At 70.0% G+C, this 16,140-nt stretch carries 17 protein-coding genes; 16 read left to right on the forward strand and 1 reads right to left on the reverse strand.

Going from position 1 to position 16,140, the window contains the following annotated elements:
- Positions 1-999: a tRNA lysidine(34) synthetase TilS gene (tilS, locus tag ACM26Y_RS02860; protein ID WP_081005098.1), complete on the forward strand. Its 999-nt coding sequence runs from the start codon at positions 1-3 to the stop codon at positions 997-999.
- A 20-nt stretch (positions 1,000-1,019) separates the two neighbouring features.
- Positions 1,020-1,574, forward strand: coding sequence for a hypoxanthine phosphoribosyltransferase (gene hpt / locus ACM26Y_RS02865; protein WP_003938265.1), 555 nt, complete (start codon positions 1,020-1,022; stop codon positions 1,572-1,574).
- Here the strand turns inward: hpt and ACM26Y_RS02870 are convergent.
- On the reverse strand, positions 1,562-3,730 hold the full coding sequence (locus tag ACM26Y_RS02870) for a protein kinase domain-containing protein (protein ID WP_416062589.1): 2,169 nt from the start codon (positions 3,728-3,730) through the stop codon (positions 1,562-1,564). The genes hpt and ACM26Y_RS02870 overlap by 13 nt on opposite strands.
- 227 nt (positions 3,731-3,957) lie before the next feature.
- Here ACM26Y_RS02870 and ftsH point away from each other — a divergent pair, with 227 nt between their 5' ends.
- The 14 genes from ftsH (at position 3,958) to ACM26Y_RS02940 (ending at position 16,077) form a co-directional block, all read left to right on the forward strand.
- Positions 3,958-6,306 (forward strand): ATP-dependent zinc metalloprotease FtsH, encoded by a 2,349-nt coding sequence (gene ftsH / locus ACM26Y_RS02875; RefSeq protein ID WP_416062590.1) that lies wholly within the window; start codon positions 3,958-3,960, stop codon positions 6,304-6,306.
- Positions 6,307-6,374: 68 nt separating this feature from the next.
- Positions 6,375-6,992, forward strand: a complete 618-nt coding sequence (folE, locus tag ACM26Y_RS02880; protein ID WP_238586230.1) for a GTP cyclohydrolase I FolE — start codon at positions 6,375-6,377, stop codon at positions 6,990-6,992.
- A gap of 32 nt (positions 6,993-7,024) precedes the next feature.
- The gene (gene folP / locus ACM26Y_RS02885) at positions 7,025-7,846 is read left to right on the forward strand and encodes a dihydropteroate synthase (protein ID WP_052033950.1); all 822 of its coding nucleotides are present in this window, start codon (positions 7,025-7,027) and stop codon (positions 7,844-7,846) included.
- Positions 7,843-8,211, forward strand: a complete 369-nt coding sequence (gene folB, locus ACM26Y_RS02890) for a dihydroneopterin aldolase (protein WP_003936005.1) — start codon at positions 7,843-7,845, stop codon at positions 8,209-8,211. Before folP ends, folB begins: the two co-directional genes overlap by 4 nt.
- Complete coding sequence (gene folK / locus ACM26Y_RS02895; protein ID WP_416062591.1) at positions 8,208-8,732, forward strand: 2-amino-4-hydroxy-6-hydroxymethyldihydropteridine diphosphokinase; 525 nt, start codon at positions 8,208-8,210, stop codon at positions 8,730-8,732. Before folB ends, folK begins: the two co-directional genes overlap by 4 nt.
- On the forward strand, positions 8,732-9,196 hold the full coding sequence (locus ACM26Y_RS02900; RefSeq protein ID WP_003936003.1) for a DUF3180 domain-containing protein: 465 nt from the start codon (positions 8,732-8,734) through the stop codon (positions 9,194-9,196). The genes folK and ACM26Y_RS02900 overlap by 1 nt, the downstream gene beginning before the upstream one ends.
- Positions 9,197-9,326: 130 nt before the next feature.
- A complete protein-coding gene (locus tag ACM26Y_RS02905) occupies positions 9,327-10,190 on the forward strand; it encodes a DUF6779 domain-containing protein (protein WP_416062592.1) in 864 nt (287 codons plus the stop codon).
- A 128-nt stretch (positions 10,191-10,318) separates the two neighbouring features.
- Positions 10,319-11,254: a Rossmann-like and DUF2520 domain-containing protein gene (locus tag ACM26Y_RS02910; protein WP_054371497.1), complete on the forward strand. Its 936-nt coding sequence runs from the start codon at positions 10,319-10,321 to the stop codon at positions 11,252-11,254.
- Entirely contained in the window at positions 11,247-12,188 is a 942-nt protein-coding gene (panC, locus tag ACM26Y_RS02915; protein ID WP_416062593.1) for a pantoate--beta-alanine ligase, read from the forward strand. Before ACM26Y_RS02910 ends, panC begins: the two co-directional genes overlap by 8 nt.
- Positions 12,189-12,219: 31 nt before the next feature.
- Complete coding sequence (panD, locus tag ACM26Y_RS02920; protein ID WP_003935999.1) at positions 12,220-12,657, forward strand: aspartate 1-decarboxylase; 438 nt, start codon at positions 12,220-12,222, stop codon at positions 12,655-12,657.
- A 2-nt stretch (positions 12,658-12,659) separates the two neighbouring features.
- Positions 12,660-13,502 (forward strand): type III pantothenate kinase, encoded by an 843-nt coding sequence (locus ACM26Y_RS02925; protein WP_003935998.1) that lies wholly within the window; start codon positions 12,660-12,662, stop codon positions 13,500-13,502.
- A gap of 87 nt (positions 13,503-13,589) precedes the next feature.
- Positions 13,590-14,033: a rhodanese-like domain-containing protein gene (locus ACM26Y_RS02930; RefSeq protein ID WP_054371499.1), complete on the forward strand. Its 444-nt coding sequence runs from the start codon at positions 13,590-13,592 to the stop codon at positions 14,031-14,033.
- A gap of 76 nt (positions 14,034-14,109) precedes the next feature.
- On the forward strand, positions 14,110-15,618 hold the full coding sequence (lysS, locus tag ACM26Y_RS02935; protein ID WP_416062594.1) for a lysine--tRNA ligase: 1,509 nt from the start codon (positions 14,110-14,112) through the stop codon (positions 15,616-15,618).
- Between the two features lie 102 nt (positions 15,619-15,720).
- Positions 15,721-16,077 (forward strand): histone-like nucleoid-structuring protein Lsr2, encoded by a 357-nt coding sequence (locus tag ACM26Y_RS02940; RefSeq protein WP_054371500.1) that lies wholly within the window; start codon positions 15,721-15,723, stop codon positions 16,075-16,077.
- The last annotated feature ends 63 nt before the right edge of the window (positions 16,078-16,140 follow it).

Raw genomic sequence — 16,140 nt, forward strand, 5'->3', positions numbered from 1 at the left:
GTGTCGTCCGAGCGACCGCTCCTGCCCGAGACCCCGGCCGTCCACGAGGTGCGTCTGGCCGTCCGGCGCTGGGTCGCGGACCACGGCCGGTCCGTCGCGGTCGGCCTGTCCGGCGGCGCCGACTCGTCGGCTCTGACCGTCGCCGCCGTTGCCGAGGCGGATTCGGTGCACGCCGTCGTCGTCGACCACGGTCTGCAACCCGGCTCCGCCGACGTCGCCGCCCGCGCCGCGGCGTTCGCCCGGTCGGCCGGATGCGCATCGGTGCAGGTCGTCCGCGTCGCGGTGACCGGCCCCGGCGGTCCCGAGGCGGCCGCGCGTGCGGCCCGCTACCGGGCACTCGACGAGGCCCGGGCCGGATTGCCGGTGCTGCTCGGGCACACGCTCGACGATCAGGCCGAGACCGTGCTGCTGGGGCTGGGCCGCGGTTCCGGGGCCCGGTCCCTGCGCGGCATGTGCGAGTTCGACGAGCCGTGGGGGCGCCCCCTGCTCGGCGTGCGCCGCGACGTCACCCGCCGGGCCTGCGCGGAACTGGGGTACCTGCCCTACGAGGACGCGCACAACAGCGACCGGCGTTTCACCAGGGTCCGGCTACGTGAGGAAGTGCTGCCGCTGCTCGAGGACGTACTCGGCGGTGGCGTCGCACCGGCCCTCGCGCGCACGGCCGCGCAGCTGCGCGAGGACGAGGACGCGCTGGAGGAACTGGCCCGGCACCGGCTGGGGGAGGCCCGGGCCGGGGCCGGGCTGGCGGTGGACGTCCTCGCCGGCACGCCCGTCGCGGTACGACGACGGGTCCTGCGACGATGGCTGCTCGAGTCGGGAGCTTCGGCCCCGACGGATCGCAAGCTGCGAGCCGTCGACGACCTGATCGGGCAGTGGCGCGGCCAGGGTGCCGTCGCCGTGGGCGGTGGGCCGCAGCCCGGCGTCAGGTTGGTCGTCACGCGTCGGCGTGGCAGGCTGATCGTCGAGTTCGTCGGCCGGCGACAGGGTGCGGACGACTGAGGGAAGGCAGGATGAACCCGGTGTACGAGAACGACATCGCGTCGGTACTGATCTCCGAGGAACAGATCGAACAGCGCACGAAGGAGCTGGCCGAGACCATCGCCGCGCGCTATCCGGTGGGCGCACCCGAAGGTGATTTGCTGCTCATCGGCGTGCTCAAGGGCGCGATCTTCTTCATGACCGACTTCGCACGGGCGCTGCCGATCCCCACCCAGATGGAGTTCATGGCAGTCAGCTCGTACGGATCGTCCACCTCGTCGTCCGGCGTGGTGCGCATCCTCAAGGACCTCGACAAGGACATCGCCGGCCGGAACGTGCTGATCGTCGAGGACATCATCGACTCGGGCCTGACACTGTCCTGGCTCATGCGCAACCTCTCCTCACGGAACCCGGCGTCCCTCGAGGTGGTGACGTTGCTGCGCAAACCGGAGGCCGTGAAGGTCGACGTCCACGTCGCCGACGTGGGATTCGACATCCCGGACGAGTTCGTCGTCGGCTACGGCCTCGACTACGACGAGCGCTACCGCGATCTGCCGTACATCGGCACCCTCGACCCGAAGGTCTACACGGACTGAGCCGGGCTCCGCTTCGGCGGCTCGCGCGTCACCCGCGTCGGGGCCATGCCGCGCTGTAGGGCCCGCAGGTCGTCCTCCATGATGCGGAACAACCAGTACACGAGCACGAATGCGGCGATGCTGCCCACCGCGAGCACCCGGACCGCGACGAGGACCTGCTGGATCTCCTCGGGCGAGAGGTACGTCACGCCGGCCACCCCGACGAGCGGAACGGCCGCCGCGAGCGCCAGGTAGAACACACTGCGCCGGTGCAGTCCTTCGAGTTCCCGGGCATCCGTGGCGTCGGTGGCCCCGTGCGGCAGGAACGCCGGGTACAACGAGCGCACCATGTAGAAGGCGACGAGGAAGAACGGATAGGCGACGGCGATCGCCCCGCACACCAGGATCGACGTGAGGAAGTGCGCGGCGGAGGGACCGTCGATGTTGCCGCCGACGAAGTGCAGTGCCACCGGGAACGCGATGCCCGCAACCGTCCACAGGGTCATCACCACGGCTGCGATACGGTCGCTGACCAGGAGCGCGTCGTGCCGCGCCCGGGCGAGTTCCGCCGCGTCGTAGCTGCGGCCGCGGTGCAGACCGCGCGGGACGGTGATCAACCGTCGGCACAGGTACACGATGATCACCGTGCCGAGCGGGAAGGTGATCCCGTTGATGATCAGCGCGAGCTGCTCGAATTCGCGTTGAGTGTCCGGTGGGAGCCGGTCGACGATCAGGTTCGCATTGTGCTGGTAGTTGTACAGCGCGGCCAGCACGTTCGGGATCGCGATCGCGGCGGTGAGGATCGGCACCACGGGGCGGCGGAGCCGGGCGCGCCAGCTGTGCGGCGGCGGGTCGACGAGGTCCCGGGCCCGCGGATCGAGGCACAGGTCGAACTGCTGTGCCAGCTCCGCACCCGACGCCCACCGATCCGCCGGATCCGGTTCGAGGCACTTCCCGAGCACCCGCAGCAGAGTCTGGGGACAGTCGGCCGGGATCCGCTCGCGCGCGGCCGCGGTCAGTCCGGAGCGTCGCCGCGCGAGCATCGTCTCGAGTGCGGGCAGGGTTTCGGCGCCCAGGTCGTCCTCGCTGTTGGGCCGGCCACCCGTGAGCAGTTCCCACAGCATGACCCCGAGCGCATAGATGTCGCTGCGGGTGTCCATGTCCGCGGCGGTGCCGGGCAGACCGGGATGGCACGCCTCGAGCTGCTCGGGCGACATGTACGCCAGGGACCCGCCGAGGTATGCCACGGCCGACGTGCCACCGACGGACTCGGCGAAACTGATGTTGAAGTCGGCGAGCTTGGGCACGCCCTCCGCGGTGAGCAGGACATTGGCGGGTTTCACGTCGCGGTGCAGGACGCCGCGCCGATCGGCGTAGTCCAGTGCGGAGGCGAGCCGGCGCCCGAGCCACGCGACGGTCTCGGGCCAGCTCAGGCTCTCGAGCCGGCTGCGCACGGTCGATTCGGCGGCCCGGATCTCCCCCTTCTCGGCGAGGGTCTCGTCGACGACGTCGAGTAGGAGCCGGCCGCTGCGCTGCTCCGGTGGGGTGGTGCGCACCCGGTGCAGCACCCGCAGCAGCGTCCCACCCGGCAGATACTGCATGTACAGCAGCCGCAGGCCGTGCTCCGGCAGGATCCGCTGATCGAAGACACGAACGATGTAGTCGTGGTCGAGTTGGGCGAGGGTCTGGGCCTCGGTACCGCGGTCGGGCGAGATCTTCACGGCGACGAGCCGCTGCATGGAGTGCTGCCGGGCCAGGAACACTCGCCCGAACGCGCCGCGGCCGAGGTTGGTGAGCAGGTCGAAGTCGTCGATCCGGCTCCCGGCCTCGACGTCGTCGATGCCGGTCGGGACGCGGACCGGGAAGGGCTCGGTCGTCTCCTCGCCGGGAGGGACGACCGCGCTGGTACGGGCCGGTTCGGTGGGCGCCTCGGCCGTGCGGGTCGGCTCCGCCTCGGCCGTGCGGGTGAGCTCTGCCTCGGCCGTGCGGGTCGGCTCTGCCTCGGTCGTGCGGGTGAGCTCCGCCTCGGTCGTGCGGGTCGGCTCCGCCTCGGTCGTGCGGGTCGGCTCCGCCTCGGCGGTCCGGGTGGGATCGGCCGCAACCGTGCGGGTCGGCTCGGCCGCAGCGGTACGGGTCGGGTCGGCCTCGGTTGCAGCGTCCGGCTCCTGCATGGCCATGCGAAATGATAACCACGGTGGGGCCCGGGCCCGCAGGCAGCTGACGCGACCGGTGGGAACCTCCGGGTGGCCTCGGACGTTGACCCCTCGGACCGTGCGGCCGCGCGAGGGCAACGCTGCGCGTACACGCGGTAACCTTGCGGTGTCCGGTTCGTCGCCGGACTCCTCGGGACGACCACGATGATGACCGCACTATCGAAAGGACCGGCCGGCCGGGCCGAACCTGTATGAACCGCAAGACAGTGTTCCGTAATCTGGCGATCGTCGCCGGCATCCTGTTGGTCATCTACGCCTTCAGCTACTTCGGCGACGACACCCGCGGTTTCACCAAGGTGGACACGTCTGTCGCGCTCGCTCAGCTCGACGCGGACAACGTCAGCCGGGCGCAGATCGACGACCGCGAGCAGCAAGTGCGCCTGTGGTTGAAGAGCGGCAACGAGGCGACCGGGGACGACACCGAAATCCTCGCCAAGTACCCGGAGTCGGCGTCCGAGCAGATCTTCGACAAGGTCGCCGGCGCGGGCCTCGAGAAGTTCGACACCACCGTCACCCAGGAGAGCTGGCTGACGTCGATCCTGCTGTTCGTGCTCCCGATGATCATCCTGCTCGGGGTGTTCTTCTTCGTGATGAGCCGCATGCAGGGCGGTGGCCGCGGCGGGATGATGGGCTTCGGCAAGTCCAAGGCCAAGCAGCTGACCAAGGACATGCCCAAGACCACGTTCGCCGACGTCGCCGGTGCGGACGAGGCCGTCGAAGAGCTGTACGAGATCAAGGACTTCCTCCAGAACCCGGCGCGCTACCAGGCCCTCGGCGCGAAGATCCCGAAGGGCGTCCTGCTGTACGGTCCTCCCGGCACGGGCAAGACCCTGCTCGCCCGCGCGGTCGCCGGTGAGGCCGGTGTCCCGTTCTTCACCATCTCCGGTTCGGATTTCGTGGAGATGTTCGTCGGCGTCGGCGCGTCCCGGGTGCGCGACCTCTTCGAGCAGGCGAAGCAGAACAGCCCGTGCATCATCTTCGTCGACGAGATCGACGCGGTCGGCCGTCAGCGTGGTGCCGGCCTCGGCGGTGGCCACGACGAACGCGAGCAGACGCTCAACCAGCTGCTCGTCGAAATGGACGGCTTCGGGGACCGGCAGGGCATCATCCTCATCGCTGCCACCAACCGTCCCGACATCCTGGATCCGGCCCTGCTGCGGCCGGGCCGCTTCGACCGGCAGATCCCGGTCACCAATCCCGACCTCGCCGGGCGCCGGGCGATCCTGCAGGTGCATTCCAAGGGCAAGCCGCTCGACCAGCACGCCGACCTCGAGGGACTGGCCAAGCGCACCGTCGGCATGTCCGGCGCCGACCTTGCCAACGTCGTCAACGAGGCCGCGCTGCTCACCGCGCGCGAGAACGGCACCGTGATCACCGAGGCCGCACTCGAGGAGTCGGTGGACCGGGTCATCGGCGGCCCGCGCCGCAAGAGCCGCATCATCAGCGAGCACGAGAAGAAGATCACCGCCTACCACGAGGGCGGGCACACGCTCGCCGCGTGGGCGATGCCCGACATCGAGCCGGTCTACAAGGTGACGATCCTGGCCCGCGGCCGCACCGGCGGTCACGCGATGACCGTCCCCGAGGACGACAAGGGCCTGATGACCCGCTCGGAGATGATCGCCCGCCTGGTGATGGCCATGGGCGGCCGGGCGGCCGAGGAACTCGTGTTCCACGAGCCGACGACGGGTGCCTCCTCGGACATCGACCAGGCCACCAAGATCGCTCGCGCGATGGTCACCGAGTACGGCATGAGCGCCCGCCTCGGAGCCGTCCGCTACGGGCAGGAACACGGCGACCCGTTCCTCGGCCGCTCGATGGGCGTGCAGTCCGACTACTCGCACGAGGTGGCCCGCGAGATCGACGAAGAGGTGCGCAACCTCATCGAGGCCGCGCACACCGAGGCCTGGGCGATCCTCAACGACTACCGCGACGTGCTGGACGTGCTCGCCGGGGAGCTGCTCGAACACGAGACCCTCACCCGCAAGGATCTCGAGCGGATCCTCGCCTCCGTCGAGAAGCGGCCGCGGATCACCGAGTTCAACGACTTCGGTGGACGTACGCCGTCGGACAAGCCTCCCATCAAGACGCCGGCCGAGCGGGCGAAGGAACGCGGTGAGCCGTGGCCGCCGGAAGCGGTGCGCCCGTCCTTCACCAAGCCTGCCCAGCCGCAGCCGCAGCCGCAGCCGCAGCCTCAGCCTCAGCCGCAGCACCCGCAGCCGCAGCCCGCGGCGCCGACCAACGGGCATCCGGCGCCGGTGCCGGCACCCGCATCGGAGCCGCTGCCGGGCTTCGGGCAGCCGCCGTACCCGGGCGGACCGCGCCACGCCACCCGGCCCGACTACGGCGCCCCGGCGGGCTGGTCGGCACCCGGTTGGCCGCCTGCCGAATCCGAGCAGCCGCAGAGCACCTATCCTGGGTATCCGCAATGGACCCAGCCCGCGCGCTCGGCCGACGAGGACGAGCGACAGGCCGACAGGAATGTAGCTCCCGAGTCACCGCCGACCCAGCCGTGGGAGGGGCCGACCGGTCCGCGCTGAACCCGAGTCGAGAAGAGTGGAGGTACGGTCTGGTGTCGGTGAACCACCTGGATTCCGAGGCGGATTCCGTGTCGATCGGCGGTGACGGTCAGCCCCTGCGCAGCCGGGAATCGGGCCGGGCCTTCGATCAGGCTCGCGCGGAGGCGGCGGTGCGGGAACTGTTGATCGCGGTGGGGGAGGACCCCGAGCGCGAAGGGCTGCTCGACACTCCGGCCCGGGTCGCGCGGGCGTACCGGGAGATGTTCGCCGGTCTGTACACCGACCCGGACTCGGTTCTGGACAAGACCTTCGACGAGGGCCATCAGGAACTCGTCCTGGTGCGCGACATCCCGATGTACTCGACGTGCGAGCATCACCTGGTCTCCTTCCACGGGGTCGCGCACGTCGGCTACATCCCCGGTCCCACCGGCCGGGTGACGGGCCTGTCGAAGCTGGCGCGGGTGGTGGATCTGTACGCCAAGCGGCCGCAGGTGCAGGAGCGGCTGACCAGTCAGGTGGCGGATGCGCTGATGCGCAAGCTGGATCCGGTCGGGGTGATCGTGGTCGTCGAGGCCGAGCATCTGTGCATGGCCATGCGGGGCATCCGCAAGCCGGGGGCGAGCACCACGACCTCGGCGGTGCGCGGGTTGTTGCAGACCAACTCGGCGTCGCGTGCCGAGGCCCTGGATCTGATCCTGCGCCGGTGAGCACGCTGCCGAACCCCGGGCGCCCGGTGGTGATGGGCGTGCTGAACGTGACGCGGGATTCGTTCTCGGACGGCGGCCGGTACCTCGACCGTGACGCGGCGATCGCGCACGGCCTGGAACTGCGTGACCTCGGTGTGGACATCGTCGACGTCGGTGGGGAATCCACCCGTCCCGGAGCGGCTCGCGTCGACCCGGAGGTCGAGGCCGGGCGGGTCGCCCCCGTCGTCGCCGCGTTGAGCGCCGCCGGAATTCCCACCAGCGTCGACACCATGCGGGCGTCCGTGGCCGAGGCGGCGATCGAGGCCGGGGTCACCATCGTCAACGACGTCTCGGGCGGACGCGCCGACTCTCGCATGGCCGCGGTCGTGGCCGCGGCCGGCGTGCCGTGGATCCTCATGCACTGGCGGCCCGCCGGCGGCTTCGTGCACGCCGGCGGATCCACCCACTACGACGACGTGGTCCGTGAAGTTCGGGGGGAGCTGATGGTGCAGGTGGACGCCGCGATCGCCGCCGGGGTCGATCCGGCGAACATCATCCTCGATCCCGGTCTCGGCTTCGTGAAGGACGCCGACCACAACTGGGAACTGCTGCATCGCCTGCCCGAACTCACCGAACTCGGCTACCCGGTGCTGATCGGTGCGTCGCGCAAACGCTTCCTCGGTTCCCTGCTCGCCGCCCCCGACGGCACGATCCGGCCACCCGGTGGCCGCGAGGTGGCCACGGCCGTCGTGTCGGCGCTCGCGGCGGAGCACGGCGCCTGGGGGGTGCGCGTGCACGACGTGCGGGCGTCGCTGGACGCTGTCGCCGTCGTCGGAGCGTGGCAGCGCGGCAGTGCGGCGGGAGGATCGGCGTGAGCGACCGGATCGAACTGCGCGGACTGCGGGTCCGCGGCCACCACGGGGTGTTCGACCACGAGAAGCGCGACGGCCAGGACTTCCTGGTGGACATCGTCGCGTGGCTCGATCTCGCACCGGCTGCCGCGAGCGACGTCCTCGACGACACCCTGCACTACGGCATCCTCGCCGAGCGGGCCGCCGCGATCGTCGCGGGCCCGTCGCGCGACCTCATCGAGACCGTCGCCGGTGAGATCGCCGACGACGTCCTCACCGACTCGCGGGTCACCCGGGTCGAGGTCACCCTGCACAAGCCGTCGGCGCCGATCCCGCTGACCTTCGCCGACGTGGCGGTGGTGGTCGAGCGCACCCGGAGCGGCTCGTGAGCCGGGCGGTGCTGTCCATCGGCTCGAACATCGGGGACCGGACAGCGCATCTGCGCTCGGTCACCGAAGCCCTCGGCGACCGAATCGTGGCCGTGTCGCCGGTGTACTCGACGGCGCCGTGGGGCGGGGTCGAGCAGCAGGACTTCCTCAACGCCGTCGTCGTCGCCGAGGACCCGTCGCTGGACTGCCGCGGCTGGCTCGATCTGGGGCGGCAGCTCGAGGCTGCCGCCGACCGGGTCCGGGAACAGCGGTGGGGCCCGCGCAGCCTCGACGTGGATATGGTCACCTGCCACGACTCGGACGGTCGCGAGGTTCTCAGCGACGATCCCGAACTGACCCTGCCGCATCCGCGCGCCCACCTGCGTGCCTTCGTGCTCGTCCCGTGGTGGGACGTCGAACCGCAGGCGACGCTGGTGGCCGACGGCATGCGGCGGCCGTTGACGGAGTGGCTCGCGGCTCTCGACGTCGACGAACGCGAAGGTGTGCGCCGCACCGAGCACCGGCTGGAGCCGCCGCGGTGATGAAGCCGACGCGTATCCGGGACCTGCTGGCGCTGGCAGTGCTCGCCGCCGTCGCGGCCTGGCTGCTGGCGCGCGGCCTGTACGGCACGCTGCCGCCGATTCCCGTCTACGCGGGAGCGTCGCTGTATCCGGTCGCGATCGTCGAGGTGGTGCTGGCCTTCGTGATCCGCTCCCGGGTCGGCAAGCACGAGATCGGCGACGGACCGCACCAGTTGCATCCCATCACGGCGGCTCGTGCGGTGGCGCTCGCGAAGGCATCGGCACTGGTCGGTGCGGCCAGCGCGGGCATCTGGGCGGGATTCCTGCTGTACCTGGTGCCGCAGCGACCGGTGCTCCAGGCCGCGGTCGAGGACAGTGCCGGTGTGATCGTCGGGCTGCTCGCCGGCGTGGCGCTCGCCGGCGCCGCATTGTGGCTCGAACATTGTTGCCGGACACCGGAAGATCCGGACGAGCCGGCGACCTGACCGTGACGGCGCCTCGGGTGCGCTCGACTCTCGGGACACGGCGGCCCCGCCCAGTAGTCTGGAGCCCATGGGGACCCCGGTGCGAACGAGGAAGGGCCGTCGGCCACGGCGCAGCGCGAGTTCTGTGATCGTGGCGGGATTGCTCGCCCTGGCGCTGATCGCGTCGCTGTTCCTGGTCTTCAGCGACAGCGTCCAGCTGTTGCGTGTCGGGCTGGTGGTCGCGCTGTGGGCTGCCACCGTCGGCGCGATCGCCATGACGAAGTATCGACGCGAGTCGGCACTGGACCGTGCCAAGGTTCGGGATCTGCAGACCGTGTACGAATTGCAGCTCGAACGGGAGATCGCGGCACGCCGTGAGTACGAGCTGACGGTCGAGGAGAAGGTCCGTTCGGAGCTGCGCATCGACGCCGACCAGATGGTCGCCCTGCGAGCCGAACTCGGTGCGCTGCGACGCAACCTCGAGGTGCTCTTCGACGGCCGGCTGCCCGAGGACCGTGCGGCGTTGTGGGCGGGCCGGGGGCAACTGCAGGAGCTCGGTGGCGGGAACTTCCGGGTCACCGCCGCGCCTCGTCCGGCGGGTCCGTTCTTCGCGTCGCCGGACGACGAGCCGGTGACCGCCGAGACCACGGTGGTCAGCGACGGCGACACGACGACCGCTGTGCCCCGCCGCCCGGCGGGGGCGGCGGCCGCTTCCGGTGCGTCGCCGGCCCCGCAACGGCAGGATCGGACCGAGGTCGAGGACCGGACCGGAGCCGAGGCACCGCCGGAGCAGACCGAGGACGCGCGGTCCCGGGCGGAGCAGCCCGAGAACGGGTCGGAGCAGCCCCGGGACGCCGGGGCGCAGCCGGAGGACGAGACCTCGGACGCGGACGACGACGCCGAACCCACAGGCCGGCGTGCCCGGCGGCGGCGGTCGGACGACGCGGGCGAGGGCGCGCACAGCCAGGGGCGCACGGTCGCGGAGATCCTCGCCGCCCTGTCCGCCGAACGCTGAGCACCCGCCACGGCGGGTGAGGCGCAGATCACGTTCTCAGCCGTGGCCGTGGTCGCTCGCACCGCGCTATCGTCGATCGGAACGTCTGGTACCCGCCGAGCGGGACTGGAACGAACGAGAGGACTCCCGTGACTTCCTTCGGGATCACCAACGAGCCTGCGCCTGCACGACTGACGGTCGGAATCGTTTCCGCCGGGCGGGTGGGCACGGCGATCGGCGCGGCACTCGAACGCGTCGGCCACCTGGTCGTGGCCTGTTCCGCAGTGTCCGAACAGTCCAAGCACCGCGCCCGCACCCGGCTCCCGGACACCGAAATTCTCCCTGTCGACGAGGTGGCCGCGCGCTGCGACCTGCTGCTCCTCGCCGTCCCGGACTCGGAACTCCACGCCCTCGTCCGCGGCCTCGCGGCCACCGGTTCCGTATCGCGCGGCACGATCGTCGCCCACACGTCCGGTGCGAACGGCGTCGGTGTTCTCGCTCCGCTGGCCGACCAGGGGGTCGTGCCGCTCGCCATCCATCCGGCGATGACGTTCACCGGCCACGACGAGGACACCGTCCGGCTCGCGTCGGCGTGCTTCGGCATCACGGCCGCCGACGACATCGGCTACGCGATCGCCCAGTCCCTCGTGCTCGAGATCGGCGGCGAACCGGTGCGTGTCCGGGAGGAGCGGCGCGCGCTGTACCACGCCGCGCTCGCCCACGGCAGCAATCACCTCGTCACCCTCGTGGTCGATGCGGTGGAGGCGCTGCGGGTGGCGCTCGAGGGTGACGAACTGCTCGGCCAGCAACTCGTCGACGACGCGCCCGGTGGTGTCGCGGAGCGGGTGCTGCAGCCGCTGCTGTCGGCGGCGCTCGACAACGCGCTGCGCCGCGGACCGTCCGCGCTGACCGGTCCGGTCGCTCGTGGCGACGCGCAGGCCGTGGCCACGCACCTGCGGGAGCTCGACGAGGTCGATTCTCGGATCGCCGCCGGCTACCGGGCGATGTCGCTGCGTTCGGCGCAGCGGGCCGGTGCGAAACCGGAACTGATGGAGATCCTCGAAGGGGCTGATCACGGTGAGTGAAACGCAACAGGGCGGCTACGTGCGCGGCGAGTTGACCGTGCACCACGATCCCGCCGGCCTGACCAAGGTCACCAAGGCGCTGCGCGGGGTCGGCCGCACCGTGGCACTCGTGCCGACGATGGGTGCCCTGCACGCCGGTCACCTCGAACTCGTACGGCAGGCGAAGCTCACCGGTGCCGTGGTGGTGGTGTCGATCTTCGTCAATCCGCTGCAGTTCGGTGCCGGTGAGGATCTCGACGCGTACCCCCGCACCCTCGACGCGGACCTCGCGCTGCTGCGCGAGGCCGGTGTCGAGCTGGCGTTCGTGCCGACGGCGTCCGCGATGTACCCCGAGGGCAGGCGGACCATGATCCATCCGGGTCCCCTGGGTGCGGAGCTCGAGGGCGGCAGCCGCCCGACGCACTTCGCGGGCATGCTCACCGTCGTCGCGAAGCTGCTGCAGATCGTGGCGCCCAACGTCGTGTTCTTCGGTGAGAAGGACTACCAGCAGCTCGCGCTGGTCCGGCAGATGGTGCAGGACTTGAACGTCGACGTCCGCGTCGTGGGCGTGCCGACGGTGCGCGAGCAGGACGGGCTCGCGCTGTCGTCGCGCAACCGCTACCTGGATCCGGAGCAGCGCCGGATCGCCACCGTGCTGTCCGCGGCGTTGGTCGCCGGGGCGCATGCCGCCGCCGGCGGGCCGGAGGCCGTGCTCACCACCGCACGCGAGGTGCTCGCCGCCGAGCCCGAGGTGGAGCTGGACTATCTCGAACTGCGGGGTGCGGATCTCGGTCCCGCCCCGGAACGTGGCGACGGCCGGCTGCTGATCGCCGCTCGGATCGGCACCACCCGGCTCATCGACAACGTCGGTGTCGCAATCGGCACCGGATTCCTCGAACGCGAGACCGGCCCGGTCGACGCGTCCACCCCCGACGACCTGCTCACCCGCCGATAGCGCGACCGGCACGAAAAGCTGAGGAGACACCATGTTCCGCACGATGATGAAGTCGAAGATCCACCGCGCCACGGTGACCCACGCCGATCTGCACTACGTGGGTTCGGTGACCGTCGACCAGGACCTGATGGATGCCGCCGACCTGCTCGAGGGTGAGCAGGTCGCGATCGTCGACATCGACAACGGCAACCGTCTCGAAACCTATGTCATCGCGGGCGAGCGAGGCTCCGGCGTCATCGGGATCAACGGTGCCGCAGCACGTCTCGTGAGCCCCGGTGACCTCGTCATCCTCATCGCCTACGGCGTGATGAACGAGCAGGAGTGCCGCGACTACAACCCGCGCGTGGTGTTCGTCGACGCGGACAACCGCCAGGTCGAGCTCGGCAACGATCCGGCGCACGCGCCGGAGGGTTCCGGTCTGATCACCCCGCGCATGCTCGCCACGCTCGACTCCGGTTCGTTGGTGTAGCAGTGCTCCTCGCCGTCGACGTCCGGAACACGAACGTCGTACTCGGTCTGTTCACCGGCAGCGGCTCGCATGCGAAGTTGTTGCGGGACTGGCGGATGCGTACCGATCCGCGGATGACCGCCGACGAGCTCGCGCTCATCTTCCGTGGTCTGCTCGGCGGATACGTCGATCAGATCACCGGTGTGACCGCGCTGTCCACGGTTCCGTCGGTGCTGCGTGAGATCCGGGTGATGCTGGCCCGCTACTGGGAACACGTGCCGCACGTGGTCGTCGAGCCGGGCGTGCGCACCGGGGTGCCGCTGCTCGTCGACAACCCCAAGGAGGTCGGCGCCGACCGCATCGTCAACAGCCTTGCGGCACATCACTTCTACGACGGTCCGTGCATCGTGGTGGACTTCGGGACGTCCACGTGCGTGGACGTGGTCTCCGCGAAGGGGGAGTTCCTCGGCGGCATCATCGCCCCGGGCATCGAGGTGTCGATGGACGCGCTCGCCTCCCAGTCCGCGGCGCTGCGCAAGGTGGAGCTGCTGCGCCCGCGGGCCGTGGTCGGCAAGAACACCGTCGAATGCATGCAGTCCGGAGCGGTTTTCGGATTCGCCGGGATGGTCGACGGACTGGTGCGGCTGGTGCGTTCCGAGCAGCGGGGATTCGACGGTGACGACGTCGCGGTCATCGGGACCGGCGACCGGGCGCCGCTGATCATGCCGGAATCCGAAACGCTCGAGCATCACGAGCCGGACCTGACGCTGGAGGGACTGCGCCTGGTGTACGAGCGCAATCTCGCACGGCGCGGCGCCCGATCCGCCGCAGTGGGTTCCGCCCGCCGCGATCCTGTGCAAGAATAGTCGCCGTGATCCGCTGCATGAGCGCCCAGGAGTGTTGTCGAGGCTGACGTCCGCCTCGATCGTTCACACCTTCCTGGAGTCTCTCTCATGCGCACTGCGCTTGCTGCATCCTTCGTCGCCGCACCCGCCCACCCCCTCCCGCTCACCACCGAGCGCATCTATCCGGCCGGACTGGCCGCGACCGTCGCGCGCGGCGCTGTGGTCGTCGACATCCGCACCCACGCCGAACGCGCCGCCCAGGGCACCTTGCCCGGCGCCCTGGCCATCTCTGCGGACCTGCTGCCCCGGCGTCTGCATCCAGCCGACGACGAGCGCCTGGCGGTGGCCGTCGACCGTGACGTCGAGTGGGTCGTGGTCTCGGCCTCCGGCGCGGAGACCGACACGGTCGTCGCTGGGCTGCAGGCCCTCGGTCTGCGCCGCGTCACCGGTCTCGCCGGCGGGTACGCGGCCCTGGCGGCGGCCGGGGCGACCGGTGCGATCGCCGCTGCCCCGCACGTCGAGGACGACGTGGCGCGCGTCACCGCACACTGATCCGCCGGGGCATCGGTGTCCCCGGGCGCGTCGGTGCTGCGCGGGCGTCCGACGCGGTCCGATAGTCTGGTCACCCGTGAGTGATGCACCGGTTCAGCAGTCCGACGACACCCCCGAGCAGATCCGTATCCGCCGCGAGAAGCGCGAACGGATCCTGGCGCAGGGCAAGGACGCGTACCCCGTCGTCGTGCCGCGCACTCACACCCTCGCGGAGATCCGCGAGAAGTACCCCGACCTCGAGCCCGACACCGTCACCGGTGAGCAGGTCGGCGTCGCCGGCCGGGTCATCTTCTTCCGCAACACGGGCAAGCTCTGCTTCGCCACGCTGCAGGAGGGCGACGGCACCCAGTTGCAGGCGATGATCAGCCTGAACGGTGTCGGCGAGGAGTCCCTGGCGGCGTGGAAGCACGAGGTGGACCTCGGTGACTTCGTGTTCGTGCACGGCGAGGTGATCAGTTCTCGCCGCGGCGAGCTCAGCGTCATGGCGGACTCGTGGCAGATGGCCGCGAAGGCTCTGCGCCCGCTGCCGGTCGCGCACAAGGAGATGAACGAGGAGACCCGCGTCCGGCAGCGTTACGCCGACCTGATCGTGCGTCCCGAGGCTCGCGCCAACGCCCGCATGCGTGTCGCCGTGGTGCGCGAACTGCGCAATGCTCTCGAGCGGCGTGGCTTCCTCGAGGTCGAGACCCCGATGCTGCAGACCCTGCACGGTGGTGCGACGGCGCGTCCGTTCGTCACCCATTCGAACGCGCTCGACATGGATCTGTATCTGCGTATCGCGCCGGAACTGTTCCTCAAGCGCTGCGTGGTGGGTGGCATCGAGAAGGTCTTCGAGATCAACCGCAACTTTCGCAACGAGGGTGCGGACTCCACGCACTCGCCCGAATTCGCCATGCTCGAGACGTACGAGGCGTACGGCACGTACGACGATTCGGCGACGATGATTCGCGAGCTCATCCAGGAGGTGGCGATGGCGGTGTTCGGCACCCACGTCGTCACCCTCGCCGACGGCACCGAGTACGACTTCGGCGGCGAATGGAAAGTGATGGAGATGTACCCGTCGCTGTCCGCGGCCATCGGCACCGAGGTCACGCCCGACACGTCCCTCGAGGAGTTGCACGCGCTCGCCGATCGGGTGAGTCTCGAGGTCCCGGAGGGTAAGGGCTGGGGCCACGGAAAACTCGTCGAGGAGTTGTGGGAGCACCAGTGCGGCGACCAGTTGCACGAGCCGACGTTCGTGCGGGACTACCCCGTCGAGACCTCGCCGCTCACCCGGCAGCACCGCAGCAAGAACGGTGTGACCGAGAAATGGGACCTGTACGTGCGCGGTTTCGAACTGGCCACCGGTTACTCGGAACTCGTCGACCCCGTGATCCAGCGGGAGCGGTTCGTCGACCAGGCGCGGCTGGCCTCCGCCGGTGACGACGAGGCGATGGTCCTCGACGAGGATTTCCTCGCTGCGATGGAACAGGGAATGCCTCCGACGACCGGGACCGGTATGGGAATCGATCGATTGCTGATGGCGCTGACCGGCCTCGGAATCCGGGAAACAATCCTGTTCCCAATTGTGCGTCCGGCGCGGTAATTGATCCCATTCGATTTCCGTATTGCCATGAATTGATTCCCGGGTATTGTTGTCTCGTACCGCGGGGGGCCGCGCTTCTTCATTCGAGAGGATTTGCAGCACATGGCAAAGAAGGTCACCGTTACCCTGATCGACGATGTGGACGGGGAGACGGCGGCGGACGAATCCGTGGAATTCGGGCTCGACGGAGTCACCTACGAGATCGATCTGTCCGAGGAAAATGCGGCCAAGCTCCGGGAAGAATTGGAGTTCTGGGTCACCCATGCCCGCAAGGTGGGTGGCCGTAAGCGCGCGAAGGTCGTGCCCAGTGCGCCGCCGGCGCGCAAGTCCGCGCGTGGTGGTTCGGACCGGGAACGAACCGCGGAAATCCGGGAATGGGCCCGCAACAACGACATGCCCGTCTCGGCGCGGGGCCGCATCTCCGCCGAAATCATCGAGGCATACAACAAGGCGCACTGAGCAGTAGGCGCCGACTTCCGGACGACCGGGCGATATCCGCGACAGTTGTCGCGGATATCGCCC

The sequence above is a fragment of the Rhodococcus indonesiensis genome, from assembly GCF_047782815.1.
Lineage (GTDB): Bacteria > Actinomycetota > Actinomycetes > Mycobacteriales > Mycobacteriaceae > Rhodococcus > Rhodococcus indonesiensis.